The sequence below is a fragment of the Paenirhodobacter sp. YD-8 genome, from assembly GCF_056590935.1.
Window position 1 is genome coordinate 346,128 of record NZ_CM152649.1, and the last position, 25,327, is coordinate 371,454.

At 68.6% G+C, this 25,327-nt stretch carries 23 protein-coding genes; 9 read left to right on the forward strand and 14 right to left on the reverse strand.

Going from position 1 to position 25,327, the window contains the following annotated elements; genetic code table 11:
- Window positions 1–106: 106 nt before the first annotated feature.
- Both secA and AC0QTQ_RS01715 read left to right on the forward strand, forming a co-directional pair.
- On the forward strand, window positions 107–2,815 hold the full coding sequence (gene secA, locus AC0QTQ_RS01710; protein ID WP_480257990.1) for a preprotein translocase subunit SecA: 2,709 nt from the start codon (window positions 107–109) through the stop codon (window positions 2,813–2,815).
- Between the two features lie 197 nt (window positions 2,816–3,012).
- On the forward strand, window positions 3,013–3,972 hold the full coding sequence (locus AC0QTQ_RS01715; protein ID WP_480257991.1) for a hypothetical protein: 960 nt from the start codon (window positions 3,013–3,015) through the stop codon (window positions 3,970–3,972).
- Here the strand turns inward: AC0QTQ_RS01715 and radC are convergent.
- The 3 genes from radC to dnaK all read right to left on the reverse strand — a co-directional run bounded on the left by radC (window position 3,969) and on the right by dnaK (window position 7,939).
- Window positions 3,969–4,736, reverse strand: a complete 768-nt coding sequence (gene radC / locus AC0QTQ_RS01720; protein ID WP_480257992.1) for a RadC family protein — start codon at window positions 4,734–4,736, stop codon at window positions 3,969–3,971. The genes AC0QTQ_RS01715 and radC overlap by 4 nt on opposite strands.
- A 74-nt stretch (window positions 4,737–4,810) precedes the next feature.
- On the reverse strand, window positions 4,811–5,956 hold the full coding sequence (dnaJ, locus tag AC0QTQ_RS01725; RefSeq protein WP_121530629.1) for a molecular chaperone DnaJ: 1,146 nt from the start codon (window positions 5,954–5,956) through the stop codon (window positions 4,811–4,813).
- Window positions 5,957–6,016: 60 nt separating this feature from the next.
- A complete protein-coding gene (gene dnaK / locus AC0QTQ_RS01730; RefSeq protein WP_480257993.1) occupies window positions 6,017–7,939 on the reverse strand; it encodes a molecular chaperone DnaK in 1,923 nt (640 codons plus the stop codon).
- Window positions 7,940–8,114: 175 nt separating this feature from the next.
- On the opposite strand from dnaK, the gene AC0QTQ_RS01735 reads away from it, so the two are divergent.
- Complete coding sequence (locus AC0QTQ_RS01735) at window positions 8,115–8,750, forward strand: alpha-ketoglutarate-dependent dioxygenase AlkB family protein (RefSeq protein ID WP_121530625.1); 636 nt, start codon at window positions 8,115–8,117, stop codon at window positions 8,748–8,750.
- A 114-nt stretch (window positions 8,751–8,864) separates the two neighbouring features.
- Here AC0QTQ_RS01735 and AC0QTQ_RS01740 read toward each other — a convergent pair whose 3' ends face one another.
- Window positions 8,865–10,007 (reverse strand): alkane 1-monooxygenase, encoded by a 1,143-nt coding sequence (locus AC0QTQ_RS01740; RefSeq protein WP_480257994.1) that lies wholly within the window; start codon window positions 10,005–10,007, stop codon window positions 8,865–8,867.
- A 52-nt stretch (window positions 10,008–10,059) separates the two neighbouring features.
- Entirely contained in the window at window positions 10,060–11,115 is a 1,056-nt protein-coding gene (gene mutY / locus AC0QTQ_RS01745) for an A/G-specific adenine glycosylase (RefSeq protein WP_480257995.1), read from the reverse strand.
- A 95-nt stretch (window positions 11,116–11,210) separates the two neighbouring features.
- Here mutY and AC0QTQ_RS01750 point away from each other — a divergent pair, with 95 nt between their 5' ends.
- A complete protein-coding gene (locus AC0QTQ_RS01750; protein WP_480257996.1) occupies window positions 11,211–11,762 on the forward strand; it encodes a DUF721 domain-containing protein in 552 nt (183 codons plus the stop codon).
- Window positions 11,762–12,427 (forward strand): DsbA family protein, encoded by a 666-nt coding sequence (locus AC0QTQ_RS01755; protein WP_480257997.1) that lies wholly within the window; start codon window positions 11,762–11,764, stop codon window positions 12,425–12,427. Before AC0QTQ_RS01750 ends, AC0QTQ_RS01755 begins: the two co-directional genes overlap by 1 nt.
- A 159-nt stretch (window positions 12,428–12,586) precedes the next feature.
- Here AC0QTQ_RS01755 and lpxK read toward each other — a convergent pair whose 3' ends face one another.
- The 3 genes from lpxK to AC0QTQ_RS01770 are packed head-to-tail and all read right to left on the reverse strand — an operon-like array spanning window position 12,587 to window position 15,087.
- The gene (gene lpxK / locus AC0QTQ_RS01760) at window positions 12,587–13,576 is read right to left on the reverse strand and encodes a tetraacyldisaccharide 4'-kinase (RefSeq protein WP_480257998.1); all 990 of its coding nucleotides are present in this window, start codon (window positions 13,574–13,576) and stop codon (window positions 12,587–12,589) included.
- The gene (locus AC0QTQ_RS01765; protein WP_480257999.1) at window positions 13,576–14,814 is read right to left on the reverse strand and encodes a 3-deoxy-D-manno-octulosonic acid transferase; all 1,239 of its coding nucleotides are present in this window, start codon (window positions 14,812–14,814) and stop codon (window positions 13,576–13,578) included. The genes lpxK and AC0QTQ_RS01765 overlap by 1 nt, the downstream gene beginning before the upstream one ends.
- A gap of 18 nt (window positions 14,815–14,832) precedes the next feature.
- A complete protein-coding gene (locus tag AC0QTQ_RS01770; RefSeq protein WP_113898545.1) occupies window positions 14,833–15,087 on the reverse strand; it encodes a DUF4170 domain-containing protein in 255 nt (84 codons plus the stop codon).
- 127 nt (window positions 15,088–15,214) lie between these two features.
- Between AC0QTQ_RS01770 and zapE the strand changes: the two genes are divergently transcribed.
- Entirely contained in the window at window positions 15,215–16,291 is a 1,077-nt protein-coding gene (gene zapE, locus AC0QTQ_RS01775; protein ID WP_121530614.1) for a cell division protein ZapE, read from the forward strand.
- On the opposite strand, the gene AC0QTQ_RS01780 is transcribed toward zapE, so the two are convergent.
- The 5 genes from AC0QTQ_RS01780 to AC0QTQ_RS01800 all read right to left on the reverse strand — a co-directional run bounded on the left by AC0QTQ_RS01780 (window position 16,288) and on the right by AC0QTQ_RS01800 (window position 21,396).
- A complete protein-coding gene (locus AC0QTQ_RS01780; protein WP_480258002.1) occupies window positions 16,288–17,319 on the reverse strand; it encodes an LLM class flavin-dependent oxidoreductase in 1,032 nt (343 codons plus the stop codon). The two genes, zapE and AC0QTQ_RS01780, sit on opposite strands and share 4 nt — an antisense overlap.
- Before the next feature lie 95 nt (window positions 17,320–17,414).
- Window positions 17,415–18,701 carry a bifunctional folylpolyglutamate synthase/dihydrofolate synthase gene (locus AC0QTQ_RS01785; RefSeq protein WP_480258003.1) on the reverse strand — a complete coding sequence of 429 codons (1,287 nt, stop codon included), beginning with the start codon at window positions 18,699–18,701 and terminating at the stop codon, window positions 17,415–17,417.
- 75 nt (window positions 18,702–18,776) lie between these two features.
- Window positions 18,777–19,685: an acetyl-CoA carboxylase, carboxyltransferase subunit beta gene (gene accD, locus AC0QTQ_RS01790; RefSeq protein ID WP_113898549.1), complete on the reverse strand. Its 909-nt coding sequence runs from the start codon at window positions 19,683–19,685 to the stop codon at window positions 18,777–18,779.
- Window positions 19,686–19,756: 71 nt separating this feature from the next.
- Window positions 19,757–20,641, reverse strand: a complete 885-nt coding sequence (locus tag AC0QTQ_RS01795; RefSeq protein ID WP_480258006.1) for a CPBP family intramembrane glutamic endopeptidase — start codon at window positions 20,639–20,641, stop codon at window positions 19,757–19,759.
- Window positions 20,638–21,396 carry a sulfotransferase family 2 domain-containing protein gene (locus AC0QTQ_RS01800; RefSeq protein ID WP_480258007.1) on the reverse strand — a complete coding sequence of 253 codons (759 nt, stop codon included), beginning with the start codon at window positions 21,394–21,396 and terminating at the stop codon, window positions 20,638–20,640. Before AC0QTQ_RS01800 ends, AC0QTQ_RS01795 begins: the two co-directional genes overlap by 4 nt.
- 134 nt (window positions 21,397–21,530) lie before the next feature.
- Between AC0QTQ_RS01800 and AC0QTQ_RS01805 the strand changes: the two genes are divergently transcribed.
- Window positions 21,531–22,289, forward strand: a complete 759-nt coding sequence (locus tag AC0QTQ_RS01805) for a TSUP family transporter (protein WP_480258008.1) — start codon at window positions 21,531–21,533, stop codon at window positions 22,287–22,289.
- 3 nt (window positions 22,290–22,292) lie between these two features.
- Here AC0QTQ_RS01805 and AC0QTQ_RS01810 read toward each other — a convergent pair whose 3' ends face one another.
- Entirely contained in the window at window positions 22,293–23,282 is a 990-nt protein-coding gene (locus tag AC0QTQ_RS01810) for an asparaginase (protein WP_480258009.1), read from the reverse strand.
- Window positions 23,283–23,452: 170 nt separating this feature from the next.
- On the opposite strand from AC0QTQ_RS01810, the gene AC0QTQ_RS01815 reads away from it, so the two are divergent.
- Both AC0QTQ_RS01815 and rlmN read left to right on the forward strand, forming a co-directional pair.
- Window positions 23,453–23,977 carry an invasion associated locus B family protein gene (locus AC0QTQ_RS01815; protein WP_113898553.1) on the forward strand — a complete coding sequence of 175 codons (525 nt, stop codon included), beginning with the start codon at window positions 23,453–23,455 and terminating at the stop codon, window positions 23,975–23,977.
- Between the two features lie 114 nt (window positions 23,978–24,091).
- Window positions 24,092–25,273: a dual-specificity RNA methyltransferase RlmN gene (rlmN, locus tag AC0QTQ_RS01820; RefSeq protein WP_480258012.1), complete on the forward strand. Its 1,182-nt coding sequence runs from the start codon at window positions 24,092–24,094 to the stop codon at window positions 25,271–25,273.
- Window positions 25,274–25,327 lie beyond the last annotated feature (54 nt).

The window sequence follows — 25,327 nt, forward strand, 5'->3', positions numbered from 1 at the left end:
GTGAAGGCAGCTCCGCCCTGTATTCGTTCGCTGTTCTAGGCAACGGCCGGGGGGGCGGCAAGGCCGCAATGCACACGATTTGGTCAGACCAACCCGCGGAGAAAACATGCTGGGCCTCGGAACACTCGCGAAAAAGGTCTTCGGGACGCCGAACGACCGCAAGGTGAAATCGGTCCGCCCGCTGGTGGCGAAGATCAACGCGCTCGAACCCGATTTCGTGAAGCTCTCGGACGCCGAGATCATCGAGAAGACGCGCGAGCTGCAAAAGCGCGCGCAGGAGGGCGGCGAAAGCCTGGATTCGCTGCTGCCGGAAGCCTTTGCCAACTGCCGCGAGGGCGCGCGCCGCGCCCTTGGCCTGCGGGCTTTCGACGTGCAGCTGATGGGCGGCATCTTCCTGCATCAGGGCAATATCGCCGAGATGAAGACGGGCGAGGGCAAGACGCTGATGGCGACCTTCCCGGCCTATCTGAACGCGCTGGCCGGCAAGGGCGTGCATGTCGTCACGGTGAACGACTACCTCGCGCGGCGCGACGCCGAATGGATGAGCAAGGTCTATGGCGCGCTTGGCCTGACCACGGGTGTCGTCTATCCGTTCCAGCCCGACGACGAGAAGCGCATCGCCTACGCCGCCGACGTCACCTATGCCACGAACAACGAGCTCGGCTTCGATTACCTGCGTGACAACATGAAGGGATCGGTCGAGGAAATGATGCAGCGCGATCATTTCTTCGCGATCGTCGACGAGGTCGACAGCATCCTGATCGACGAGGCGCGCACGCCGCTGATCATCTCGGGCCCGTCGCAGGACCGCTCGGAACTCTATGTCGCGCTCGACAAGTATATCCCCGAGCTGACCGAGGCGCATTACACGGTCGACGAGAAGACCCGCAACGCGACCTTCACCGAAGAGGGCAACGAATACATGGAGCGCCGCCTGCACGAGGTCGGCATCCTGCCCGAGGGGCAATCGCTCTACGACCCGGAATCGACGACGATCGTGCACCACATCACCCAGGCCCTGCGCGCGCACAAGCTGTTCCACAAGGATCAGAACTATGTCGTCGCCGGCGGCGAGATCGTGCTGATCGACGAGTTCACCGGCCGCATGATGAAGGGCCGGCGCCTGTCCGACGGTCTGCATCAGGCGATCGAGGCGAAGGAAGGCGTGGCGATCCAGCCCGAGAACGTGACCCTCGCCTCGGTCACCTTCCAGAACTACTTCCGCCTTTACGACAAGCTGGCCGGCATGACCGGCACCGCCGCCACCGAGGCCGAGGAATTCGCCGAGATCTACAGCCTCGGCGTGGTCGAGGTGCCGACGAACCGCCCCGTCGCCCGCAAGGACGAACACGACCGGGTCTATCGCACCGCCGCCGAGAAATACGCCGCGGTGATCGAGGCGATCAAGGAGGCCCATGCCAAGGGCCAGCCGATCCTGGTCGGCACCACCTCGATCGAGAAATCCGAGATGCTGTCCGAGATGCTGAAGAAGGATGGCATCCCGCACAACGTCCTGAACGCCCGCCAGCACGCGCAGGAAGCGCAGATCGTCGCCGATGCCGGCCGTCTGGGCGCCGTGACCATCGCCACCAACATGGCCGGCCGCGGCACCGACATCCAGCTTGGCGGCAACGTCGAGATGAAGGTGCATGACGAGCTGGCCGCCCACCCCGAGGCGAATCCCGACGCGCTGCGCAGCCGCATCGAGGCCGAGCACGCCGAGGAGAAGCAGAAGGTGATCGAGGCCGGCGGCCTCTTCGTTCTGGGCACCGAGCGGCACGAGAGCCGCCGCATCGACAACCAGCTGCGCGGCCGGTCTGGCCGTCAGGGCGACCCGGGGCGTTCGCTGTTCTTCCTGTCGCTCGAAGATGACCTGATGCGGATCTTCGGCTCGGACAAGCTCGATGCGGTGCTGTCGAAGCTTGGCATGAAGGAAGGCGAGGCGATCATCCACCCCTGGGTGAACAAGTCGCTCGAACGCGCACAGGCGAAGGTCGAGGGCCGCAACTTCGACATCCGCAAGCAGCTGCTGAAATTCGACGACGTGATGAACGACCAGCGCAAGGCGATCTTCAGCCAGCGCCGCGAGATCATGGAAGCCGAGGACATCTCGGAAATCACCCGTGACATGCGCCTGCAGGTGGTCGCCGATCTGCTCGACACCTACATGCCGCCGAAATCCTATGCCGATCAGTGGGATGTCGAGGGCATGCGCGCCGCGGTCATCGACCAGCTGAACCTGGACCTGCCCTTCGCCGAATGGGCGGCCGAGGAAGGCGTCGATCAGGACGTGGTGAGCGAGCGGCTCGAGGCGGCAACCGACGCCTACATGGCGCAGAAGGCCGAGGCCTTCGGCGACGAGACGATGCGGGTGATCGAGAAGCAGATCCTGTTGCAGACGATCGACGGCAAGTGGCGCGAGCATCTGGTGACGCTCGAACACCTGCGCTCGGTCGTCGGCTTCCGCGGCTATGCGCAGCGCGACCCGCTGTCGGAATACAAGACCGAGGCGTTCCATCTGTTCGAGACGATGCTCGACGGGCTGCGCGTCGAGGTGACCCGCCGGCTGGCGCAGATCCGCCCGCTGACCGACGAGGAGCGCGCCGCGATCCTGGCCCAGCAGATGCCGCAGATGGCCGCGCCTGAGATCGAGCCCGAGCCGGACCTGCCGGCCGGTGCGGCGCCGCAGCCCGGCACGCCGGCGCCCGGTTTCGTCGAATCGGATCCGACCACCTGGGGCAACCCCTCGCGCAACGATCCGTGCCCCTGCGGCTCGGGCGAGAAGTTCAAGCACTGCCACGGCCGGATCGTCTGACCGAATTGCGGCACCCTTGGGGCGGCGCGGTGGCGACACCGGCCGCCCTTCTCATATCCAGTTGATCGCATTTGATTTTCTGCGCGTGAACAACGCCGCCTCTTCGTCCTGATTTTGGAAACATTGCCCCATCGGGGCCATGGCCTTGCCCGTTTCGCCCACTACTCCTGCGACTCGTGGAAGTTCCGGAGGCGGCGATGAAGGCCCTGCACAAGATCACGACGGCGGCGATGATGGTCACGCTTGCGGGCATGATGGGCCATGTGATGCAGAACGCCTCGCAGTTCGGTCTGGCGTCGCAGCCGGCAGGGCTTGATGTCGCCGGCCTGACCAATGTGACCGCCGTCGCGAATATCGCCGATGCCCCTGCCGGGGTCGAGGTGACGGGCGTGCGCATGGGCGCGGTGGCCGAGCTGCCGGCGCTGCCGCAGCGCACCGTGGCCGCGGATGCCGCAATCGGGCCGCTGCCGCTCGCCGAGGCGCCCCCGGCCGGTTTTGCCCGCTGCGCCGCGCCGACGCTGAAGCTTGCCCCCGCCGCGGGGGCTTCGGTTCTGCTGAGCATCTCGGCGCCCTGTGCGGCGGATGCGGCGGCCGCGATCCGGCACGAGGGGCTGGTGATCCCGGTGCAGCTCGATGCTGCGGGCGACTGGAGCGGGCTGGTGCCGGCGCTGGCTCCCGTGGCCGGCTATGCCCTCGAGCTGCCCGAGGGCCAGACGCTCGCGGCCTCGGTCACGGTGTCGGGGCTCGAGGCGGTGAACCGGGTGGTGGTGAGCTGGACCGGCGCGCCCGCGTTCCTGCTGAACGCCTTCGAGCGTGGCGCCTCCTGGGGCGGGGCCGGCCATGTGCGGGCCGAGGCGCCGGGCATGCCCGAGGCGCCGGGAACGGGCTGGCTCTTGAGCTATGGCCTGGCCGAGGACGGTCCGCATCTGCAGGTCTATACCGCGCCCGCGGGGCTCACGGGCCTTGCGCTCGACCTCGAGGCGCCAGTGAGTGACGTGACCTGCGGCACCGATCTGCGGGCGGGGATGCGGCGGGTGATCGCCGGCCGGGCCGAGGCGCCCGAGGAGATCGCCGTCGCCATGCCCGGCTGCGACGATCTGATGGGCGATGTGGTCGTGCCGCTGCCCGACCTGCCGGTCTCGGTCGCCACGAACTAAAGATAGCCGGCGGCGCGAAAGCTGACCTCGCGGCTCTTGCCGATCACCAGATGGTCGTGCAGCACGAGGCCCAGAAGCGCGCCGGCCTGCCGGATCTGCTCCGTCATCGCGATGTCGGCCTCTGACGGCGTCGGGTCGCCCGAGGGGTGGTTGTGCACCAAGATCAGCGCCGAGGCGTTGATCTCGAGCGCGCGGCGGATCACCTCGCGCGGATAGACCGGGACATGGTCGACGGTGCCGCGCGCCTGCTCCTCGTCGGCGATCAGGACGTTGCGGCGGTCGAGGTAGAGCACACGGAACTGCTCGGTCTCGCGATGCGCCATCGCGGTGTGGCAGTAGTCGAGCAGCGCATCCCAGGACGACAGCACCGGCCGCTGCATCACCTTGGCGCGCGCGAGCCGCAGTGCCGCGGCCTCGGTGATCTTCAGCTCCTGCACCACCGCCTCGCCGACGCCCTCGACCTCCATCAGTCGCAAGGGCGCGGCCGAGACCACCCGGCCGAAATCGCCAAAGCGGTCGATCAGGCGGCGGGCGAGGGGCTTCACGTCCTGCCGGGGCAGGGCGCGGAAGAGGAGAAGTTCCAGCAGTTCGTAATCCGGCATTGCCGCCGCGCCGCCCTCGGTGAAGCGGGCGCGCAGCCGCTTGCGATGGTCGCGGATGTAGGAGGGCAGGCGCTCGCCCGTCAGCGCGGCCGGCTCCGCCTCGTCGGCATCGCCGAAAAGCGGCAGCGTCGCGTCATCAAAGGCGGGGTCCGGGCGGGTCATGCGGCAAGTGTGCCTGCGCCTGGTTAACGAAACCTGAAGGCGAAAACTGGAAAGGGCGCCCGAAGGCGCCCCTCTCAACCCGTCATGCTGTCCCAGAAGCTCTTGACCTTCTTGAAGAACGACGCCCCCTCGGGGTTGTTCTCGGCCTCGATCTTCTCGAATTCGCGCAACAGTTCCTTTTGTCGTGTGGTCAGGTTCACCGGTGTCTCGACGGCGAGCTCGATCACCATGTCGCCGACCGCACCGCCGCGCAGCGCCGGCATCCCCTTGCCGCGCAACCGCATCTGCCGGCCCGACTGGCTGCCCGCCGGGATCTTCACCCGCGAGCGGCCGCCGTCGATCGTCGGCACCTCGACCTCGCCGCCGAGGGCGGCCGAGGTGATGCTGACCGGCACGCGGCAGAACAGGTGCACGCCGTCGCGCTGGAAGATCGCGTGCTCGCGCACCTCGAGGAAGATGTAGAGATCGCCCGCCGGTCCGCCACGCAGCCCGGCCTCGCCCTCACCGGCAAGCCGGATGCGGGTGCCGGTCTCCACCCCCGCGGGGATGTTGACCGAAAGCGTGCGCTCCTTCTCGACCCGGCCGGCGCCATGGCAGACGCGGCAGGGGTTCTTCACCACCTGGCCCTGGCCGCCACAGGTGGGGCAGGTCCGCTCGACGGTGAAGAAGCCGTTCTGCGCTCGCACCTTGCCCAGACCCGAACAGGTCGGGCAGGTCTGCGGCTCGGCGCCACCCTCGGCACCGGTGCCGTTGCAGGCGGTGCAGGCCGAGGAGCCGGGCACGGTGATCGTCTTCTGCGCGCCCTTGAAGGCCTCTTCCAGCGTGACCCGCATGTTGTAGCGCAGGTCCGAGCCGCGGGTGGCGCGCGAGCGCCCGCCCTGGCCTCCACGCCCGCCCATGAAGTCGCCGAACAGGTCCTCGAACACATCCGAGAAGGCCGAGGCGAAATCGCCCTGGCCGCCGCCATAGCCGCCGCGGCCGCCGCCCATGCCACCCTCGAAGGCCGCATGGCCATAGCGGTCATAGGCCGCCTTCTTCTCGGCGTCCTTCAGCACGTCATAGGCTTCGTTCACTTCCTTGAACTGCGCCTCGGCGTCGGGGTTGTCCTTGTTGCGATCGGGGTGAAGTTCCTTCGCCTTGCCGCGATAGGCCTTCTTGATCTCTTCGAACGAGGCCGTGCGGACAACGCCCAGCACCTCGTAGAAATCGCGTTTTGCCATTGAAGCCCCCTTCGGGGAACGGGAACGGGCCCCATGGGGCCCGCTCCGCTGTTCCGGCGCTTACTTGCGCTTGTTCTCGCCCATGTCCTCGAAGTCGGCATCGACGATGTCGTCGTCATCCGACGACCCGCCACGGGCCTCGTCCTCGGCCTCGGCATCGCCGCCGCCCTGCGACTGCTGCGCCTTGTAGATCGCCTCGCCCAGCTTCATCGCGGCATCGGTCAGGTTGCTGATCGCGCCCTTGATCTTGCCGGGCTCTTCCGACTTGAGGGCTTCTTCCAGCGCGTTGCAGGCCAGCTCGATCACCTCGACGGTCGAGCCGTCGACCTTGTCGCCATGCTCTTCCAGCGACTTGCGGGTCGAGTGCAGCAGGCTTTCGCCCTGGTTCTTGGTTTCGACCAGCTCCTTGCGCTGCTTGTCGGCCTCGGCATTGGCTTCGGCGTCCTTGACCATCTTCTCGATCTCGTCGTCGGACAGACCGCCCGAGGCCTGGATCGTGATGTTCTGCGACTTGCCGGTGCCCTTGTCCTTGGCCGAAACCGAGACGATGCCGTTCGCGTCGATGTCGAAGGTCACCTCGATCTGCGGCACGCCGCGCGGCGCCGGCGGGATGTCCTCGAGGTTGAACTGGCCAAGCAGCTTGTTGTCCGCGGCCATTTCACGCTCGCCCTGGAAGACGCGGATGGTCACGGCCGACTGGTTGTCCTCGGCGGTCGAGAAGATCTGCGACTTCTTCGTCGGGATCGTGGTGTTGCGGTCGATCAGACGGGTGAAGACACCGCCCAGCGTCTCGATGCCGAGCGACAGCGGGGTCACGTCGAGCAGGACCACGTCCTTCACGTCCCCCTGCAGCACGCCGGCCTGGATCGCCGCGCCAAGCGCCACGACCTCGTCCGGGTTCACGCCCTTGTGCGGTTCCTTGCCGAAGAACTTCGTCACTTCCTCGACGACCTTCGGCATGCGGGTCATGCCGCCCACCAGAACGACCTCGTCGATCTCGTCCTTCGAGACGCCCGCATCCTTCAGCGCCGCGGCGCAGGGCTTGAGCGAGGCCTTGATCAGGTCGGCGACCAGCTGCTCGAGCTTCGAGCGGGTCAGCTTCATCACCATGTGCAGCGGCGTGCCCGAGGAGGCATCCATCGAGATGAACGGCTGGTTGATCTCGGTCTGCTGGCTCGACGACAGCTCGATCTTCGCCTTTTCGGCCGCTTCCTTCAGACGCTGCAGCGCCATCTTGTCCTTGGTCAGGTCGACGCCATGCTCCTTTTTGAACTCCTCGGCGAGGTAGTTCACGATCCGCATGTCGAAGTCTTCACCACCGAGGAAGGTATCGCCGTTCGTCGATTTCACCTCGAACAGACCGTCGTCGATCTCGAGGATGGTGATGTCGAAGGTACCGCCGCCGAGGTCATAGACCGCGATCGTCTTGGTGTCCTTCTTGTCGAGGCCATAGGCAAGCGCCGCGGCCGTCGGTTCGTTGATGATGCGCAGCACCTCGAGGCCGGCGATCTTGCCGGCGTCCTTCGTCGCCTGACGCTGGGCGTCGTTGAAATAGGCGGGGACGGTGATGACGGCCTGGGTGACGGTCTCGCCGAGATAGCTTTCGGCGGTTTCCTTCATCTTCTGCAGGATCACGGCCGAGATCTGCGCGGGCGAATACTTGTCGCCCTTCACCTCGACCCAGGCGTCGCCATTGCCGCCGTCGACGATCGAGAAGGGAACGAGCTTCTTGTCCTTCTGCACTTCGGCGTCGGTGACGCGGCGGCCGATCAGGCGCTTCACGGCAAAGACGGTGTTGGTAGGGTTGGTGACGGCCTGACGTTTGGCAGGCTGGCCGACAAGGCGTTCATTGTCGGTGAAGGCGACGATCGACGGCGTGGTGCGCGCGCCTTCGGAGTTTTCGATCACCCGCGGCTGAGCCCCGTCCATGATGGCGACGCAGCTGTTCGTGGTGCCGAGGTCGATCCCGATGACTTTGGCCATTTCAATACCTCTTCTTTCGGCGATACGGCGGGGCCGGGTCCCGTCAGGCCCCCGTCCCCTATCCCAGGGTTCAAGTCTCTGCCCGTGCGGGAACTGTCCTCTCCGGGCTTCTGGGCGTATATAAGGAGGGGTCCGGGGCCCTGCAAGAACCCGTTCCGGGGGAAGATCGCAACAAATGACGGAATCTGACAAGAACGCGGCGGAACGCCCGCAAGCGCAGGAAATCCGGGACTTTCTGCATTACCCGGGCTGGCTGTCCCCGGCCGAGCAGCGGCAGATGCTTGCCGATCTGCGTGCCGTGGTGGCCGCGGCGCCGATGGTCACGCCGGTGACCCCCTCGGGCCGGCCGATGTCGGTGCGGATGAGCGCGGCCGGGCGCTTCGGCTGGGTCAGCGACCGGCGCGGCTACCGCTATGCCGAGACCCATCCGCAGGGCACGCCCTGGCCCGCGATCCCCGACAGCGTCCTTTCGGTGTGGGCCGCGGTCTCGGGTTCGGCGCGGCAGCCCGAATGCTGCCTGATCAACTTCTACGATGCGGGCGCACGCATGGGCCTGCATCAGGATCGCGACGAGGCCGATTTCGGCGAACCTGTGGTGTCGATCTCGCTCGGCGACGACGGGCTCTTCCGCATCGGCAATGAAAGCCGCGGCGGGGCGACGCAAAGCCTGTGGCTGCGCTCGGGCGATGTGCTGGTGATGGGCGGCGCGGCGCGGCTGCGCCATCACGGCATCGACCGGATCGCGGCGGGCACCTCGATGCTTCTGCCGAAAGGCGGGCGCCTCAACCTGACGCTGCGCGTGGTGACCTGAGGCAGATGAATATTCGGGCCAGGACAAAGCACGGGTCCTTCCCGCAAGACCGGCTGCTTTCTTCTTGCCGAAAATACCTCGCAGGGGTCCGGGGGCGCGAAGCCCCCGGCGGGTTCAGACCGAGCCGCGCGGCATCGGCGTGGTGCCTTCCCTGTAGGGGGTCCAGTCCTCGATGTGCGGGTAATAGCGCTTGCGCCAGGCCCGCACCCGCGGGTTCATCCGGCGCCGCCACAGCGGCGGCACCATGGCGAGCGCGGTCATCGCCGGATAGCCGAAGGGCAGCTGCGGCGCCTCCTCGGGCGCATAGGTCTGCAACAGCGGGAAACGCCGGTCGGGCTTGTAATGGTGGTCCGAATGGCGCTGCAGATTGATCAGCAGCCAGTTCGACGCCATCTGGTCGGCGTTCCAGCTGTGCCGCGGCAGGACATGCTCGTACCGCCCCTCGCCTTTGTATTCGCGGGTCAGCCCGTAATGCTCGACGTAATTCGTCAGCTCGAGCTGCCAGACGGCGAAGAAGGCTTGCAGCACGAAGAGCCCGACGCCCAGCCATCCCCCGACCGCAAAGGCCAGCGCCAGCGCCAGCAGTTGCAGCGCGCCATAGCGCCAGAACGGGTTGCTGGCGTGCCAGACCGGCCGGCCGGCACGGGCAAGCTTCAGCCGCTCGGCACGCCAGGCACTTGCGGGGCATTCGGCAAGCACGCGCCAGAAGAAGTGGTGGAAACCTTCATTGTAGCGCGCCGTCACCGCGTCGCGCGGCGTGCCGACCCAGAGGTGATGCACCAGAAGATGCTCGGTGCGGAAATGCGAGTAGAGCACGGAGGCGAGCAGCAGATCGCCGAGCCAGCGCTCGCCCCGGGTCTTCTGATGCATCAGCTCGTGGCTGTAGACGATGCCGATCGTGCCCGAGATCACGCCGACCCCGAAGAAGAGCGCGACGATCTCCCAACCGCGCAGATGGTCGGTATGGGTCACCCACCAGATCAGCCCATAGATCACCACCGCCTGGATCGGGAACCAGATCAGGGTGATCAGCCGATACCAGAACAGATCCTCGACCGGGGTCGAGACATCGGGCTGGTCCTCGTTGCGGCCGAGGATCTGGTCGAGCACGGTCACCGACCACCAGGCATAGGTCGGCAGCAGGAGCAGCGACCAGCCGCCGAAGCGCGCCTCGATCGCGGCAAGCGGCAGCGTGCCGAGTGACACCCAGAAGGGCAGGGCCCGGCCGGGCCGGCGGATCTCTTCACGGCTGGACATCGTTCCCCTCTCTCGCGCCGCGCCATGATAGCCGAGGACTTTCCCGAGGCAATCACTCGGGATGCGGCGAAAGCGCGCTTTGCGCGGCGTCCCAGACCTTGCGCATCACGGTGGGCAGCGATGCCGGACGGAACTCGGCGCGCGGGGTGAAGCCCGCCCCCTCCGCCTGCGCGGCGAAGACCCGCAGCTGCAGGTGGAAATGGGTGAAGGTGTGGCGCACCATCGAGGGCGCCTCGCGCCAGTCGGCGGCCAGCGGCGGGGTGAATTCGGGCGCCGGCCCCCAGTCCGAGCCCGGAAAGCCCAGCATCCCGCCCAGAAGTCCCTTTTCCGGCCGCCGTTCCAGCAGCACGCCCCCCGCGCCGTCGCGCGCGACGAAGGCAAAGCCCTGCCGCACCGGCTTTTCCGCCTTCGGCGCCTTGCGCGGCAGGCTGTCGGCGATGCCCTGTGCCGCGGCCGCGCAGAACGGCCGCAGCGGGCAGATCGCACAGGCCGGGTTGCGCGGCGTGCAGATCGTCGCGCCAAGGTCCATCATCGCCTGCGCATGATCGCCGGGGCGCGCCGCGGGCGTCAGCCGGCCGGCCAGCGCCGTCAGCTCGGCCTTCGCCCCGGGCAGCGGTGTCTCGACGGCCCAGAGCCGCGACACCACCCGCTCGACATTGCCGTCGACCACCACCGCGGGCTCGTCATGCGCGATCGCGGCAATGGCGGCGGCGGTATAGGGGCCGATGCCGGGCAGGGCGCGCAGCCCCTCGGAGGTCGCCGGGAACACCCCGCCGTGGTCTTGCGCCACCGCGCGGGCGCATTTCAGCAGGTTCCGGGCGCGGGCGTAATAGCCAAGCCCCGCCCATTCCGCCATCACCGCGCCATCCTCGGCCGCGGCCAGATCCTCGACCCGCGGCCAGCGCGTGGTGAAGCGGTGGAAATGGTCCTTCACCGCGGCGACGGTGGTCTGTTGCAGCATTACCTCGGACATCCACACCCGATAGGGATCGGCGCGCTCGCCCGCGGCGCGCTCCGCCGGCCCCACCCGCCAGGGCAGCACCCGCGCGGCGCGGTCATACCAGGCCAGAAGGGCCTCGCCCGCCGCCGCTTCGTCTCCGTCACGCAATCTTTATGCTCCCCTTCCCGTCCGGGATCTGGCAAAGCCCCGGCGGGAGCCTAGAATAACGCCGAACGCCGGGAAGGACAGGCCGGAAGGAGCCGATGAGCGACACGTCTCGCACCACGCCGAATGCAGAGCGCCGCACCCGCGGCTTCGAGCCCGCCTCGAAGCTGGTGCGCGAGCGTATCCGCACCGCGGGCGAGGCGCGCGGGTTCGCCGTGGCGCGGCTCTTCACCCATTGGCCCGAGGTGGTGGGAGAGGATCTCGCCCGCCTCACCCGCCCGGTGAAGATCGGCTATGCCAAGGGCGGCTTCGGCGCGACGCTGACCCTGCTGGTCGAGGGCGCCGCCGCGCCGATGGTCGACATGAGCCGCGAGCGCATCCGCGAGAAGGTGAACGCCTGCTACGGCTACAACGCGATCTCGCGCGTGGTGCTGACGCAGACCTCCGCCACGGGCTTTGCCGAGGGCCAGGCGCAATTCGCCCCGGCCCCGCGCCCGGCCCGCCCCGAACCCACCCCCGCGCAGCGTGCCGAGGCACGCGAGACCGCCGGGGGCTGCGCGGATGCCGGCCTGCGCGCCGCACTCGAACAACTTGCTGAAAACGTCCTGATGAAGTCCGCGAGGCGGGCGAAAGAAAGAAAGGCTGACTGATGAACCGACGCACCCTCCTCCTCGGGCTGTCCGGGGCCGCCGTGATCGCCGTCGCAGGCGGCTGGATCGCCACGCGCCAGGGCGCGGGCCAGACCGGCTTTGACGTGCCGGCGATGGCCGAGGACGCCCCGGCGGCAGACCTGCTGCCCGACCTGCCGCTCGGCAGCCCCGACGCGCCGGTGACGCTGATCGAATACGCCTCCTACACCTGCCCGCATTGCGCGCATTTCCATGACGAGGTCTTCGGCGCGCTCAAGCGCGACTACATCGACACCGGCAAGGTGAAGTTCATCCACCGCGAAGTCTATTTCGACAAGTTCGGTCTCTGGGCCGGGCTGATCGCGCAATGCGGTGGCACGATGAAATATTATGGCATCGTCGACATGCTCTACGGCACGCAGAAGGACTGGATCGGCGACGGCAAGGAACAGACGATCTCGGACAACCTGCGCAAGATCGGGCTGAAGGCCGGGCTGACCGGCGAGCAGCTCGACACCTGCCTGAAGGATCAGGCCCGCGCCGAGGCGATGGTGACCACCTTCCAGAAGCACGCGACCGATGACCAGATCGAGGGCACGCCGACGTTGATCATCAACGGCGAGAAATACTCGAACATGAGCTACGAGGAGCTGAAGAAGATTCTCGACGCGAAGCTTGCGGGCTGAGGGGTTCGGGGGGCGCTGCCCCCCGCTGCGCTCCTCCCGGAGCATTTGCGCCAGGGAAAAACCCATCGGAAAGATCTTTGGGCTTTCTCCTTGCCGGAATTACCTCGGGGGTGAATGCGCCGTCAGGCGCAGAGGGGGCAGCGCCCCCTTTTCCTTTGCCTAAAGGCCAAGCCGCGACAGCGCCGCATCGAGTGCTGTGGTGTCGGCGATCTGCAATCGCACGGGCAGCGCCAGCACCTGCGGGCGGAAGCGTGCGGGCAGGCGCACCGCGTCCTTCTCGGTGGTCACCAGCTGCGCGCCCAGAAGCCGCGCCTCGGTCTCGAGGCGGGTGAGCAGCCGCTGGGTGTAGGGCTGGTGATCCTCGAGCGCCTCGGCGCGCAAAAGCTCGGCGCCCAGTCCCCGCAAGGTGGCGAAGAACTTTTCCGGATGGCCGATGCCCGCGAAGGCAAGGACCCGCAGCCCCTCCCAGTCCATCCCGGTCTGCAAGGGCTCAAGCGCGCCGGTCAGGTGCGGCACGGCGATCTTGTCGCCCCACTCGGCCGCAAAACCGGCCTGAGCGAGGGCGGGGCCGATCGAGAGCAGCAGATCGGCACGGGCAAGCCCGGTGGCGACGGGCTCGCGCAGCGGGCCCGCGGGCAGGCAGCGGCCGTTGCCGAAGCCCTTCGCCGCATCGACCACCACGATCGACAGGTCCTTGATCAGCGCCGGGTTCTGGTGGCCGTCATCGAGCACGATCGCCTGTGCCCCGGCTGCGACCGCCGCGCGGGCCCCCGCCGCGCGGTCCTTCGCCACCCAGGTCGGCGCAAAGGCCGAGATCAGCAGCGGCTCGTCCCCGGTCTCGGCGGCGCGGTGGCGGCGCTCGTCGACCTGCACCGGGCCCGCCAGGCTGCCGCCATGGCCGCGGCTGACGACATGGGCGGTGATGCCGCGCGCGGCGAGGTGCTGCACCAGCGCGATCACCGTGGGCGTCTTGCCGGTGCCGCCGGCGTTGATGTTGCCGACGCAGATCACCGGCACGCCGACGCGCGCCCCGGGCCGGCGCAGGCGCCGCGCCGTCGCCACCGCATAAAGCGCCCCGAGCGGGGCAAGAAGCCGCGCCGCAAGCGCCGGGCGGCCGGGCGGGGTGAACCAGAACAGCGGTGCGCCCATCAGCGGATCTCCCCGGTCGTCGTGGTGTCGAGTGTGCCGAGGATGGTGCGCGCCACGGCTTCGGCCGCGCCCGCCCCGCCCGAGGTCACCGCCCAGGCGTTGTGCGCCAGCATCGCGGCGCGGTCGGGCGCGATCAGATCGGCCAGCGCATCGCCGAGCGAGCGCGCGTCATAGATCGCGCGGGCGGCGCGGGCGGCATCAAGCCGGCTGTAGTCCGCGCCATAGGGCGCCGTCTGCGGCCCGTGCACCACCGCCGAGCCGAGCGCCGCGGGTTCGAGCGGCGAGCGCGCGTGGCCTGCCGCCCCGCTCAATGTGCCGCCCAGATAGGTCACGGGCGCGATGCGATACCACAGCCCGTATTCGCCCGGGTCATCGGCCACGAAGATCTGCATCTCGTCGTCCGGCTCGCCCTCGAGCGTGCGCCGCCCCGCGGCCCATCCCATCGCCTCGAGCTCGGAGACCAGCTCGGCGCCGTCGACGGGCAGGTCCGGGGCGAGGATCAAGAGCATGCGGTGCGCATGGCGCTGTGCCTGGGCATGGGCGGTCAGCACCGCATGTACCTCGCCCGCCGGCACCGCGGCGGCAAGCCAGACCGGCCGGGTGCGGGTGATCTGCGCGATCGAGGCGCGCTCGGTCTCCGAGCAGTGCAGCGGCTCGGGCGGTTCGGACAGGATGCCGCCGACCTCGATCCGGGCCGGATCGGCGCCAAGGCGGATGAGCGCCGCCTGGCTTTCGGGATCGCGCACGCTGATCCGGGCGAGGCGCGTCAGCAGCGCGCGTTGCAGCCGGCGCGCGAAGAAGCCGCGCCGCGCCGCGTGGCCGGGCGCATGGGCGTCGATCAGCATCACCGGCACCGAGGCCTCGCGCGCGCCGTCGATCAGCGCGGGCGGCAGCGCATTGCCCATCAGCACGACCAGGTCCGGGCGCCACTGTGCCAGTGCCAGCCGCACCGCGGCCGGGGCATCCTCGACCGGGGCGATGCGGATCACGCTGTCGGGCAAGGGGGTTTCAAGCGTCGGCGGGACACTGACCAGCAGCGAAAGCCCGGGGCGCTGCTGGCGCAACCGGCGCAGCAGCAGCGCGGCATTGGCGCCGGTGTCATGCCCGTCCGCGGCGCCCGGGTCGGGCACCAGCCAGATCAGGGGGCCCGCCGGACGCGCCGGGGCCTCGCCCGCCAGCGCCGGCCGGCGCGAGCGGGTCAGCGCGAGGCGCAGCCACAGCAGGAAGGACCGGCGCATTGCAGGCTCCGTCAGGGATCAGGCGCCGAGTTCCTCGGTCGGCGAGGCGGGAACCTCCTCGTCGCGCAGCCGGTGCAGGTGGGCGATGAAATAGCGCATGTGGGCGTCATCGACCGAGCGTTGCGCCTCGGCCTTCCAGGCGTTGAAGGCGCTCGAATAGTTCGGGAAGATGCCGACGATGTGGATCTTGCTCACATCCTTGAACTGCGTGTGCGCGGGGTCGATGAGCTCGCCGCCGAACACGAGGTGCAGCCGCTGGGTCGATTTGGACATGATCTCTCCTGTCGTTGAGATGGCGGGCGAACCCTATGCCAAGCGCGCCCTGCGCTCAAGCGGCGCCCGTGCGCGAATGTCGCAGCGAGCGCTTTTCAAGCGTCGGCCAAGCGGCTAGGGAAAGGGCATGAAACAGAGCCTGCTGCAAATCTATGACGCCCGTGTCGCCGCCGGCACGCTGCACGCCGACGCGGCGCAGCGCGCGGTCCTGCCGCTGATGGAGCGGATCCGCACCGAGCTCGAGGCGCCGGTGAAGAAGCCGGGTCTCTTCGGCCTCTTCGCCAAGCCCCCCGAGACGGTGCGCGGGCTTTACCTGTGGGGCGGCGTCGGGCGCGGCAAGTCGATGCTGATGGATCTGTTCTGCGGCGCGGTCGAGGTGCCGAAGCGGCGCGTGCATTTCCACGCCTTCATGCAGGAGGTGCAGGCGCAGATCGAGGCGGCGCGGCGGGCGAAGACCGAGGATGCGCTGTTGCCGGTGGCGAAGGCGATCGCGGCCGAGGTGCGGCTTTTGTGCTTCGACGAGATGCAGATCACCGATATCGCCGATGCGATGATCGTCGGGCGGCTCTTCGACGAGCTGTTCAAGCGCGGCGTGACCGTGGTCACCACCTCGAACCGGGTGCCCGAGGATCTCTACAAGAACGGGCTGAACCGGCAGCTGTTCCTGCCCTTCATCGGCATCATCCGCGCCGAGCTCGAGGTGCAGGAGATCGTTTCGGAAAACGACTACCGCCAGCACCGGCTGTCGGGGGCGCAGGTCTATTTCACCCCGCTCGGCCGGCCGGCGACCGAGGCGATGACGGCGCTGTGGGAAGAGCTGTCGGGCCATGACGACAGTGCGGTGCTGCGGCTCGAGGTGAAGGGGCGCGAAGTGGTGATCCCGCATTTCCACAACGGTGTCGGCCGCGCCACCTTCTGGGACCTCTGCGCCGCGGCGCTCGGCCCGGCCGATTACCTCGCCATCGCCGGCGCCGTGCGGGTGCTGATGATCGACGACATCCCGCATCTGTCGTCGTCGAACTTCAACGAGGCGAAGCGCTTCGTCACCCTGATCGACACGCTCTACGAGGCGAAGGTGCGGCTGATCTGCTCGGCCGCCGAGGAACCCGAGCGGCTTTACATCGAGGGCGAGGGCAGCTTCGAGTTCGAGCGCACCGCCAGCCGACTGCGCGAGATGCAGTCGGCCGACTGGGCCCGCGACTAGGCGAGCAGGTCGCGCACCCGCGGGATCACCTTCTCGCCGTACAGCGCGATGTTGCGCAGCTGCACCTCGGGCCGCTGCGGGCCGGAAGAGTATTTCAGCGTGAAGCGGTCGAGGCCCAGCACCCGCACCGTGCGCGCGATCTTCTGCGCCACCGTCCCGGGCGAGCCGATGTAGAGCGAGCCATGCGCGATCTCGGCCTCGTAGGCGGCACGGGTCAGCCGCGGCCAGCCGCGCGAGCGGCCGATCATGTCGTGCATCGTCGCATAGCCCTCGAAGAACTCCTCCTTCGCGCTCTCGTCGGTCTCGCCGACATGGCCGGGCGAATGCACGCCAAGCGGCAGCATGGGGCCCTCCATCTGTGCGCGGGCGCGGCGGTAGAGATCGGCGAGCGGCGCGAAGCGGGCGGCGTCGCCACCGATGATCGCCATCACCAGCGGCATGTCCATCGCCGCGGCTTCCACCACCGATTGCGGGCTGCCGCCGACACCCCGCCAGATCTTGAGGGGCGTTTCCGCGCGCGGATAGACGGTGACGCCCTTCAGCGTTGGCACGTGCCGGCCCTGGAAGCTGACCTTCTCCTGCGTCTGCAGCAGGTGGAGGAGCTGCGATTTCTCCTCGAACAGGGTCTCGTAATCGTCGAGCGCGAAACCGAAGAGCGGGAAGCTTTCGGTGAAGGAGCCGCGGCCGATGGTGATCTCGGCGCGGCCCGGCGCGATCGCGTCCAGCGTGGCAAAGCGCTGATAGAGCCGGATCGGATCGTCCGAGGACAGCACCGTCACCGAGGTGCCGACATGGATCCGCTGCGTGCGGGCGAGGATCGCGCCGATCAGCGGTTCGGTCGCCGAGATCGCGAAATCGGGGCGGTGATGCTCGCCCAGGCCGAAATAGTCGACGCCGACGGCTTCGGCGAGTTCCGCCTCGGCCAGGGTGTCGCGGATCACCTGGGCGCCCGAGCGGCGCCCGGTGTCGTCGCGGGTGATGTCCCCGAAGGTGTCGAGGCCGAATTCGAGGGGCGTGGCTTGCGTCATGACGGGGCTCCTGTTGTGCAGCCGCGAAGATAGGGGCCGGCGGCGCCGGCGCCTAGTCGCAGGGCTGCACAGGGATCTTCGCAGAAATGCGGAGCTCAGCCGTTGTCGCGCAGCACCTTGCCGGCGAGGTAGAGCGAGCCGCAGATCAGCACCCGGGCAGCGGGATCGGCCGCTGCGAGCGTGGCGAGCGCCGCCGCGACCGAGGGGGCGGTGGCGGTGCGCGCAAAGCCCGCGGCGCGGGCGGCGGCCTCGGTCACCTCGGCAGGCTGCGAGTTCGGCTCCTCGGGGATGGTGATCGCGGTCAGGCTTTGCGCGACGGCGGCGAGCGGGCGCATGTAGCCCGCCTCGTCCTTGGTGTTGATCATGCCGCAGATCAGATGCGTCGGCCGTTCGGGCAGGCGCGCCAGCGTCGCCGCCACCGCGGCCCCGCCCGCCGGGTTGTGCCCGCCATCAAGCCACAGCTCGACCCCCGGCGCGCTTTCCGCGAGCGGGCCGCGGCGCAGCCGCTGCATCCGGGCGGGCCATTCGGCGCGGGTGACCGCGGCCTCGCAAGCCTCGGCGTCGAAGCCCAGCAGGCGCAGCGCGGCAATCGCGGCGCCGGCGTTCTGGATCTGATGCGGCCCGGGCAGCACCGGCAGCGGCAGATCAAGCAGCCCGGTCTCGTCCTGATAGACCAGCCGGCTGCGTTCCTCGAAGGCATGCCAGTGCTGGCCATGCACGAAGAGCGGCGCGCCGACGCGGGCGGCGCGGGCCTCGATCACCTCGAGTGCCGCCTCTTCCTGCGGGCCGACGACGCAGGTCACGCCGCGTTTCAGGATCCCGGCCTTCTCGCCGGCGATCTCGGGCAGGGTCTCGCCCAGGAAGGCCTGATGGTCGATCGAGACCGGGGTGATGATGGTGAGCGCCGGTCGCTCGATCACATTCGTCGCATCGAGCCGGCCACCCAGCCCGACCTCGAGCAGGGTGAAATCGGCGGGCGTGCGGGCGAAGGCCAGGAAGGCCGCGGCGGTGGTGATCTCGAAGAAGGTGATCGGCTCTGCCCCGTTCACCTGCCGGCATTCCTCGAGCAGCGCGGCAAGCGCGGGTTCCGAGATCAGCGTGCCGGCCAGCCGGATGCGCTCGTGGAAGCGGGCGAGATGGGGCGAGGTATAGGCGTGCACGCGCTTGCCCGCCGCCTCGAGCCCGGCGCGGATCATCGCCTGGGTCGAGCCCTTGCCGTTGGTGCCGGCGATGTGGATCACCGGGGGCAGCGCGTTTTCGGGATGGCCGAGAGCGGCGAGCAGCCGCTCGACCCGGTCGAGGGTGAGGTCGATCACCTTCGGGTGCAGCGCCATCAGCTGCGTCAGGATCGCGTCGGAGGGAAGGGTCGTCTCAGCAGCCATCGGGGCCCCCGGAATGGTCAGAGGCCGGGGGCGCTGCCCCCGGACCCCCGAGGTATTTTCGGCAAGATGAAGGGCTCAGGCCTTCGCGAGGTCTTCGACCTTGCCCGGGGCGGGCAGGTCGCCGGCGATGGCGGGGGTGAGGCCCATCAGCATGCGGGTGATCGTGACCAGCTCTTCGCGCAGTTTCTTGCGGTGGGTGACGCGGTCGAGCATGCCGTGGTCGAGCAGGTATTCGGCGCGCTGGAAGCCCTCGGGCAGTTTCTCGCGGATCGTCTGCTCGATCACGCGCGGGCCGGCAAAGCAGATCAGCGCATTGGGTTCCGAGATCTGCACATCGCCGAGCATGGCATAGGAGGCCGTGACGCCGCCGGTGGTCGGATGGGTCAGCACCACGATATAGGGCAGGTGCGCTTCCTTCAGCATCTGCACGGCGACGGTGGTGCGCGGCATCTGCATCAGGCTGAGGATGCCTTCCTGCATCCGCGCGCCGCCCGCCGCGGCAAAGAGGATCAGCGGGCGCTTCGTCTTCACCGCGCGTTCGGCCGCGGCGACGATGGCGTTGCCGACATACATCCCCATCGAGCCGCCCATGAAGGAGAAGTCCTGCGCGGCGGCGATGATCGGGGTGCGACCCATCTCGCCCTCGGCGACGAGCATCGCCTCTTTCTCGCCGGTCGATTTCTGCGCGGCGCGCATCCGGTCGGGGTATTTCTTCTGGTCGCGGAACTGCAGCGGGTCGGCGATCGGCTCGGGCACCTTGACCTCGGAGAAGATGCCGCCGTCGAACAGCGCGGTGAAGCGCGCGCGCGGCGAGATCGCCATGTGGTGGTCGCAGTTCGTGCAGACGTTCAGGTTCTCGGCGAGTTCGCGGTGGAACAGCATGGTCCCGCATTCGGGGCACTTGGTCCACAGGTTCTCGGGCATCTCGCGGCGCGAGAACAACGAGTTGATCTTCGGTTTGACGTAGTTCGAGATCCAGTTCATCGGTCTTGAGCCCCTTTCGTGCGCTTGCCGCGACGTCTGGTCCAGATAAGCCGGCAGGCCGGGAATTGCAATCAGACGCGCAAGGCAAGCCGTGCGGCAAGCCAGGCGACGAGGATCGCGGCGACGTCGGCGGCGAGATAGGGACCGAAGGCCGCCGGGTCGCGCGGGTTGATCACGATGGTGTAGAGCGCGAGCCCGTCGAGCTGGCCGTAGAGCCCGACGAGGACCATCGAGGAGAGGTTGTTGGTGAAGTGCAGCGCCAGCGCCGCGCCGAGGTTGCCGGTGCGCGCGGTCAGGTCGGCGGCAAGGCAGCCGAAGCCCATGGCCCAGAGTGCGGGCCAGAGCGCCATCGGCCCGAATTCGGCCGGCGAGTAGTGCAGCGCGCCGAACAGCACCGAGGGCGCGACCATCCACACCCAGGGCGAACGGCTGCGCGCGCCCAGTTGTTGCAGCAGGTAGCCGCGGAAGATCAGCTCCTCGGCGGCGATCTGCACGAAGAGGAGCGGCAGCATCACCGGCAGCCAGCGCAGCACCGTCGCCAGGGGCACCGAGCGGCCGACGTTCGGATCGAGCAGCGACAGCGGGAAGAGCACGAGGGCAAGGCCGAGGAGCGGTCCTCCCACGCGCAGCGCGTCGCGCCCGGCGCCGGCCCCCAGGAGGCTTGGCAGGCCGCGCCGGTGCAGCACCCGCGCCACGACCAGCACGGCAAGCGCCATCGGCACGAAGGTGGCAAGCAGCATCGCCAGCCCCGCAGGCGTGCCGGCGCGGGCGATCTCGTCCATCAGCCGGGCAAAGCGGATCTCGCTCAGCTGACGGCCGATCAGCATCAGCGGGCCGAAGACCCCGCCCCAGTAGAGCGCGACGATCAGCACAAGTCCAAGCGCCGTGCGCCACAGCTCGGCCCGCGGGCGCGCCGGGGCGGCAAAGGCCGCGAGCGGGCGCCAGGCGGGCGTCATGCCGCGCCGCCGAGGGCGACGTGATCGTCGGTATAGAGCTTGGCGATGCGGGCGCGGATTTCGGGGGTGAGCAGCGCCTCGCGCCCGTCGCCGGCGCGCGAGGTGCGGTTCATCCGCGGCAGCGCCTCGAGCCGGGCGAGCGCCTCGGCGGGCACGCCGAATTCGGCAAGCGCGGGGATCAGCTCGCTGTCCAGCCGCTCGAGCGCGAAGATCCGGTCATAGCGCAGCCGGCCAAGCCCGATCATCCGCGCCTGCGAGGCGAAATGGCTGTCCCATTCGGTGCCGTGCTCCTCGAAGCCGCGCAGGAAGCGCTCGAAGGAGATATGGGACAGCATGTGGCGGTTGCCGCGGTTCACGTCGCCCCAGGCGCGCGGCCCCTCGAAGGCCTGGCACAGCTTGCCCCAGAGATAGACGGGCTTTGCATAGCGCTTGGCGAAGCGGTTGATCTTGCTGAAATAGCCCGACAGGAAGCGCTGCGCCGGGTCGCGCATCACGGTCACCAGCCGGTCTTCGGGGTGGGTCTCGTGCAGCGCAATCAGCGCGGGAAGCGGCATCGCCTCCATCGTCAGCCCATGCGCGGCCATCAGCGCGGTGCTGCCCTCGCTGCGGCGGAACTGGCGGGGCGCCCTGGCCTTGTCGCCCAGCCCGGCGAGGATCAGGAAGGTCGAGATCAGGGTGGTGGAGCCGCATTTCGGAATCACCACCATCGTCAGACGGGCGGGTTCGTAACGGATCACCAGGAGGTTGAAGGGCATTGCTTCCTCGGTTTGCGCAGGCCGCCGCAGGCTAATGCTGCGGCGCGCGGGGGGCAAGGCGCGCTTTACATTGCCCGGGCGGCGGAGGAAGAAGCGCCGCCCGCGGCGCGCCGGGCGCAACGGCGGTTTTCCCGATGTTCGAAGTGTCTCTCGACCTTGCCCTGATGCTGATCGGCGCGGCCTTTGCTGCCGGTTTCGTCGATTCGATCGCCGGCGGTGGCGGGCTCATCACCCTGCCCGTGCTTCTGCTGGCGGGGGCGACGCCGCTGCAGGCGCTGTCGACGAACAAGGTGCAGGGGGTGTTCGGCGCGGCGACGGCGGCGCTCGCCTATGCGCGGGCGGGGCATGTGCGGCTGTCGCATCAGCTGCGGCCGGCGGTGCTGGCCTTCCTTGCCGGGCTTGCGGGGGCGGGGCTTGTCTCGGTGATCCCGACCGGCGGGCTGCGGATCGCGCTGCCGGTGGTGCTGATCGCCATCGCCGGTTTCTTCGCGCTGAAGAAGGGGCTGGATGACACCGACCGGGCCGAGCGGATCCGACCGGCCACCTTCACCGCCGTCGTGGTGCCGCTGATCGGATTTTACGACGGGCTGATCGGGCCCGGCGCCGGGGCCTTCTACATGATCGGCTTCGTCACGCTCGCGGGCTATGGCGTGCTGAAGGCCACCGCGCATACGAAGTTGCTGAACTTCGCCTCGAACCTCGGCGGGCTGATCGCCTTTGCCGCGGCGGGGGCGCCGTGGTGGGCGATGGGGCTGGCCATGGGGCTCGCGCAGGCGGCCGGCGCCCGGCTGGGCGCGCGGCTGGCGATGCGGGTGGGGGCGAAGGTGATCAAGCCGCTTCTGGTGACCACCTCGACCCTGCTCGCGCTGCGGCTGATCTGGCAGATGCTTTAAGGTTCAGGCGAAGCCCGGGGCCAGACGCATGCCGCCGGTGACGAGGCCGCGCCAGTTCTTCTGCACGCTCGGGATCAATTCCTCGACCACCGGATGCGCGGGATCGAGCGCGCCGAGTTTCACCAGAAGCGCGGTGATCGCCGCTTCCGAGGCGCGGGTGCCGCCGTCGACAATCTTCAGCGCGATGCCGCGTTTCTGCGCGGGCAGGATCGCGATATAGACCGCCTCGGCTCCGGTCTTCACCGCAACGGTGCCGCCCATGGCACGCATCAGCCGGGTGCAGGCGCGCTCCTCGCCCGCCACCATCTCGGGGAAGGCGGCCATGGCGCGGGCCAGCCGGGCGGCAGCGGCCTCGCGGATCGAGCCCTCGGGGTTTGCCGCGGCGAAGAACTGCATCGCGCGGGCGAGCCCCGTCACCGTGCAGGCGAAGTTCGGCGCCGAACAGCCGTCGATGCCGTAGCCCGGCGAGGTTTCCTGCGTCACCTCCTCGAAGGCGGCCTTCACCGCGCGCTGCACGGGGTGGTCGATCTCGACATATTCGCTGCCGCCCTTCAGGTGGCGGTTCAGCGTGAGAAAGCCCGCGTGCTTGCCCGAGCAGTTGTTGTGCAGCTGGCAGGGCGTCTCGTGGGTGCAGGTCAGGCGGGTGTTCTCGGCCTTGTCCCAGGGCATGTGCACGCCGCAGCGCAGATCGCCCTCGGCCATGCCCAGATCGGAGAGCCAGTGTGCCACCGCATCGCGGTGCAGCGCCGCACCCGAATGGCTGGCGCAGGACAGGGCAAGCTGGCGCTCGCTCAGCCCCGCCGCATCGGCCGCGCCGCTTTCGAGAAGCGGCAGCGCCTGCAGCATCTTGCACGACGAGCGCGGGAAGATCACCGCCTCGGGGTCGCCCCAGGCCGCCTCGATCCCGCTCGGGCCGAAGACCACCGCATGGCCCGCATGGACCGATTCGAGCATCCCGCCCCGCCACAGTTCGATCATCGGCACTGCCGTCATTGGCTTTTCCTCTTCACGCATGCGCGAAATGCGGCCCGGGGGGCTTTCGTCCCCGGGCACTTTCTTGTTATCTGGGGGATATCGAGTTGAATCCGCAACCGCCATTGTCAAGAAGGGCCAAAGGCCCGCGCGGGCGGTCTAGAGGCATCAGGCAGCTGGAGGCTGTAACAATGAAGACTTTCATCCTGCGGGGCGCTGCGATTCTGGCTGCTTCGCTTCTCGTTCCCGGGATCGCCGGCGCGCAGCAGACCTCGAACCGCGTCGCCGCCAAGACCGACTGGAGCGTCTTCGTCGAAGAAAAGCCCAAGGAATGCTGGGGCGTCACCTCGCCCAAGGAATCGGTGAACACCAAGGACGGCAAGCCCACCCAGGTGCGGCGCGGCGACATCCTGCTGTTCGTCACCTTCCGTCCGGGCAAGGGCGGCGAGGTCTCGTTCATGGGCGGCTATCCCTTCGCCCCGGGCTCGACCGCCGACATGGTGGTGAACAACGGCACGAAGTTCCAGCTCTTCACCGATGGCGAGGGCGCCTGGGCGGGCTCGGCCGATCAGGACGCGAAGATCATCGCGGCGCTGAAGGGCGGTGCCGACGTGACGATCACCGCGCATTCGGCGCGCGGCACGCAGACCAGCGACAAGTTCTCGCTGATGGGCTTCACCGCCGCGATGGACGAGGCCGCCAAGCGCTGCAAGTAAGCCAGGCGCCCCGTTGCGCGACGCAGGCCCCGGCAGTGCCGGGGCTTTTGCATTTGCACTACCGTTTCGGGCGCGAATCCCCTATATGAAGCGCTTCATTGCCGGGACATTGCCATGACCACGCCCTCCGCACCGATCACTCAAGACGTGCTGACCATTCCGCGCAAGCTGCCCGAAGGCGGCAAGGTGAACCTTGTGGGGCTCACCCGCGACCAGCTGCGCGCCGCGCTGATCGAGGCCGGCACGCCCGAGAAGCAGGCGAAGATGCGCGTCGGCCAGATCTGGCAGTGGATCTATCACTGGGGCGTGCGCGACTTCGCGCAGATGACCAACCTGGCCAAGGACTACCGCGCGCTGCTCGACGAGACGTTCGAGATCGGCCTGCCCGAGGTGGTGACCCGGCAGGTCTCGCTCGATGGCACCCGCAAGTACCTGCTGCGCATCGCCGGCGGGCACGAGGTGGAGATGGTCTACATCCCCGAGGAGAGCCGCGGCACGCTGTGCATCAGCTCGCAGGTGGGCTGCACGCTGACCTGCACCTTCTGCCACACCGGCACGCAGAAGCTGGTGCGCAACCTGACGGCGGGCGAGATCGTCGGCCAGGTTCTGGTGGCGCGCGACGACCTCGGCGAATGGCCCGAGCCGGGCGAACCGAAGAACGACGTGCGGCTGGTGTCGAATGTCGTGCTGATGGGCATGGGCGAGCCGCTTTACAACTTCGACAACGTGCGCGACGCGATGTCGGTGGTGATGGACGGCGAGGGGATCTCGCTCAGCCGCCGGCGGATCACGCTCTCGACCTCGGGCGTGGTGCCCGAGATCGCCCGCGCCGCCGAGGAAATCGGCTGCCTGCTGGCGGTCAGCTTCCACGCCACCACCGACGAGGTGCGCGACAAGCTGGTGCCGATCAACAAGCGCTGGAACATCGAGACGCTGCTGAACACGCTGCGCGAATACCCGCGGCTGTCGAACAGCGAGCGGATCACGTTCGAATACGTGATGCTGAAGGACGTGAACGACACCGATGACGACGCGCGCCGGCTGGTCAAGCTGATCCGTGGCATCCCGGCGAAGATCAACCTGATCCCGTTCAACGAATGGCCCGGCGCGCCCTATCAGCGCAGCGACTGGGAACGGATCGAGGCCTTCGCCGACATCATCTACAAGGCGGGCTATGCCAGCCCGATCCGCACCCCGCGCGGCGAGGACATCATGGCCGCCTGCGGTCAGCTGAAATCGGCGACCGAGCGGGCGCGCAAGTCGAAGGCGCAGATCGCCGCCGAGGCGGGGCTCTAAGCCCCGCGCCCGGCCGCGCGCGGCGGCCGGGATCGCGATCGTTTCAGGACGTTC

Bases quoted from the DNA above. Each gene is read 5' to 3' on its own strand.
- secA (WP_480257990.1), top strand. From the start codon at position 107: ATGCTGGGCCTCGGAACACTCGCGAAAAAGGTCTTCGGGACGCCGAAC.
- AC0QTQ_RS01715 (WP_480257991.1), top strand. From the start codon at position 3,013: ATGAAGGCCCTGCACAAGATCACGACGGCGGCGATGATGGTCACGCTT.
- radC (WP_480257992.1), bottom strand. From the start codon at position 4,736: ATGACCCGCCCGGACCCCGCCTTTGATGACGCGACGCTGCCGCTTTTC.
- dnaJ (WP_121530629.1), bottom strand. From the start codon at position 5,956: ATGGCAAAACGCGATTTCTACGAGGTGCTGGGCGTTGTCCGCACGGCC.
- dnaK (WP_480257993.1), bottom strand. From the start codon at position 7,939: ATGGCCAAAGTCATCGGGATCGACCTCGGCACCACGAACAGCTGCGTC.
- AC0QTQ_RS01735 (WP_121530625.1), top strand. From the start codon at position 8,115: ATGACGGAATCTGACAAGAACGCGGCGGAACGCCCGCAAGCGCAGGAA.
- AC0QTQ_RS01740 (WP_480257994.1), bottom strand. From the start codon at position 10,007: ATGTCCAGCCGTGAAGAGATCCGCCGGCCCGGCCGGGCCCTGCCCTTC.
- AC0QTQ_RS01750 (WP_480257996.1), top strand. From the start codon at position 11,211: ATGAGCGACACGTCTCGCACCACGCCGAATGCAGAGCGCCGCACCCGC.
- AC0QTQ_RS01755 (WP_480257997.1), top strand. From the start codon at position 11,762: ATGAACCGACGCACCCTCCTCCTCGGGCTGTCCGGGGCCGCCGTGATC.
- lpxK (WP_480257998.1), bottom strand. From the start codon at position 13,576: ATGGGCGCACCGCTGTTCTGGTTCACCCCGCCCGGCCGCCCGGCGCTT.
- AC0QTQ_RS01765 (WP_480257999.1), bottom strand. From the start codon at position 14,814: ATGCGCCGGTCCTTCCTGCTGTGGCTGCGCCTCGCGCTGACCCGCTCG.
- AC0QTQ_RS01770 (WP_113898545.1), bottom strand. From the start codon at position 15,087: ATGTCCAAATCGACCCAGCGGCTGCACCTCGTGTTCGGCGGCGAGCTC.
- zapE (WP_121530614.1), top strand. From the start codon at position 15,215: ATGAAACAGAGCCTGCTGCAAATCTATGACGCCCGTGTCGCCGCCGGC.
- AC0QTQ_RS01780 (WP_480258002.1), bottom strand. From the start codon at position 17,319: ATGACGCAAGCCACGCCCCTCGAATTCGGCCTCGACACCTTCGGGGAC.
- AC0QTQ_RS01785 (WP_480258003.1), bottom strand. From the start codon at position 18,701: ATGGCTGCTGAGACGACCCTTCCCTCCGACGCGATCCTGACGCAGCTG.
- accD (WP_113898549.1), bottom strand. From the start codon at position 19,685: ATGAACTGGATCTCGAACTACGTCAAACCGAAGATCAACTCGTTGTTC.
- AC0QTQ_RS01795 (WP_480258006.1), bottom strand. From the start codon at position 20,641: ATGACGCCCGCCTGGCGCCCGCTCGCGGCCTTTGCCGCCCCGGCGCGC.
- AC0QTQ_RS01800 (WP_480258007.1), bottom strand. From the start codon at position 21,396: ATGCCCTTCAACCTCCTGGTGATCCGTTACGAACCCGCCCGTCTGACG.
- AC0QTQ_RS01805 (WP_480258008.1), top strand. From the start codon at position 21,531: ATGTTCGAAGTGTCTCTCGACCTTGCCCTGATGCTGATCGGCGCGGCC.
- AC0QTQ_RS01810 (WP_480258009.1), bottom strand. From the start codon at position 23,282: ATGACGGCAGTGCCGATGATCGAACTGTGGCGGGGCGGGATGCTCGAA.
- AC0QTQ_RS01815 (WP_113898553.1), top strand. From the start codon at position 23,453: ATGAAGACTTTCATCCTGCGGGGCGCTGCGATTCTGGCTGCTTCGCTT.
- rlmN (WP_480258012.1), top strand. From the start codon at position 24,092: ATGACCACGCCCTCCGCACCGATCACTCAAGACGTGCTGACCATTCCG.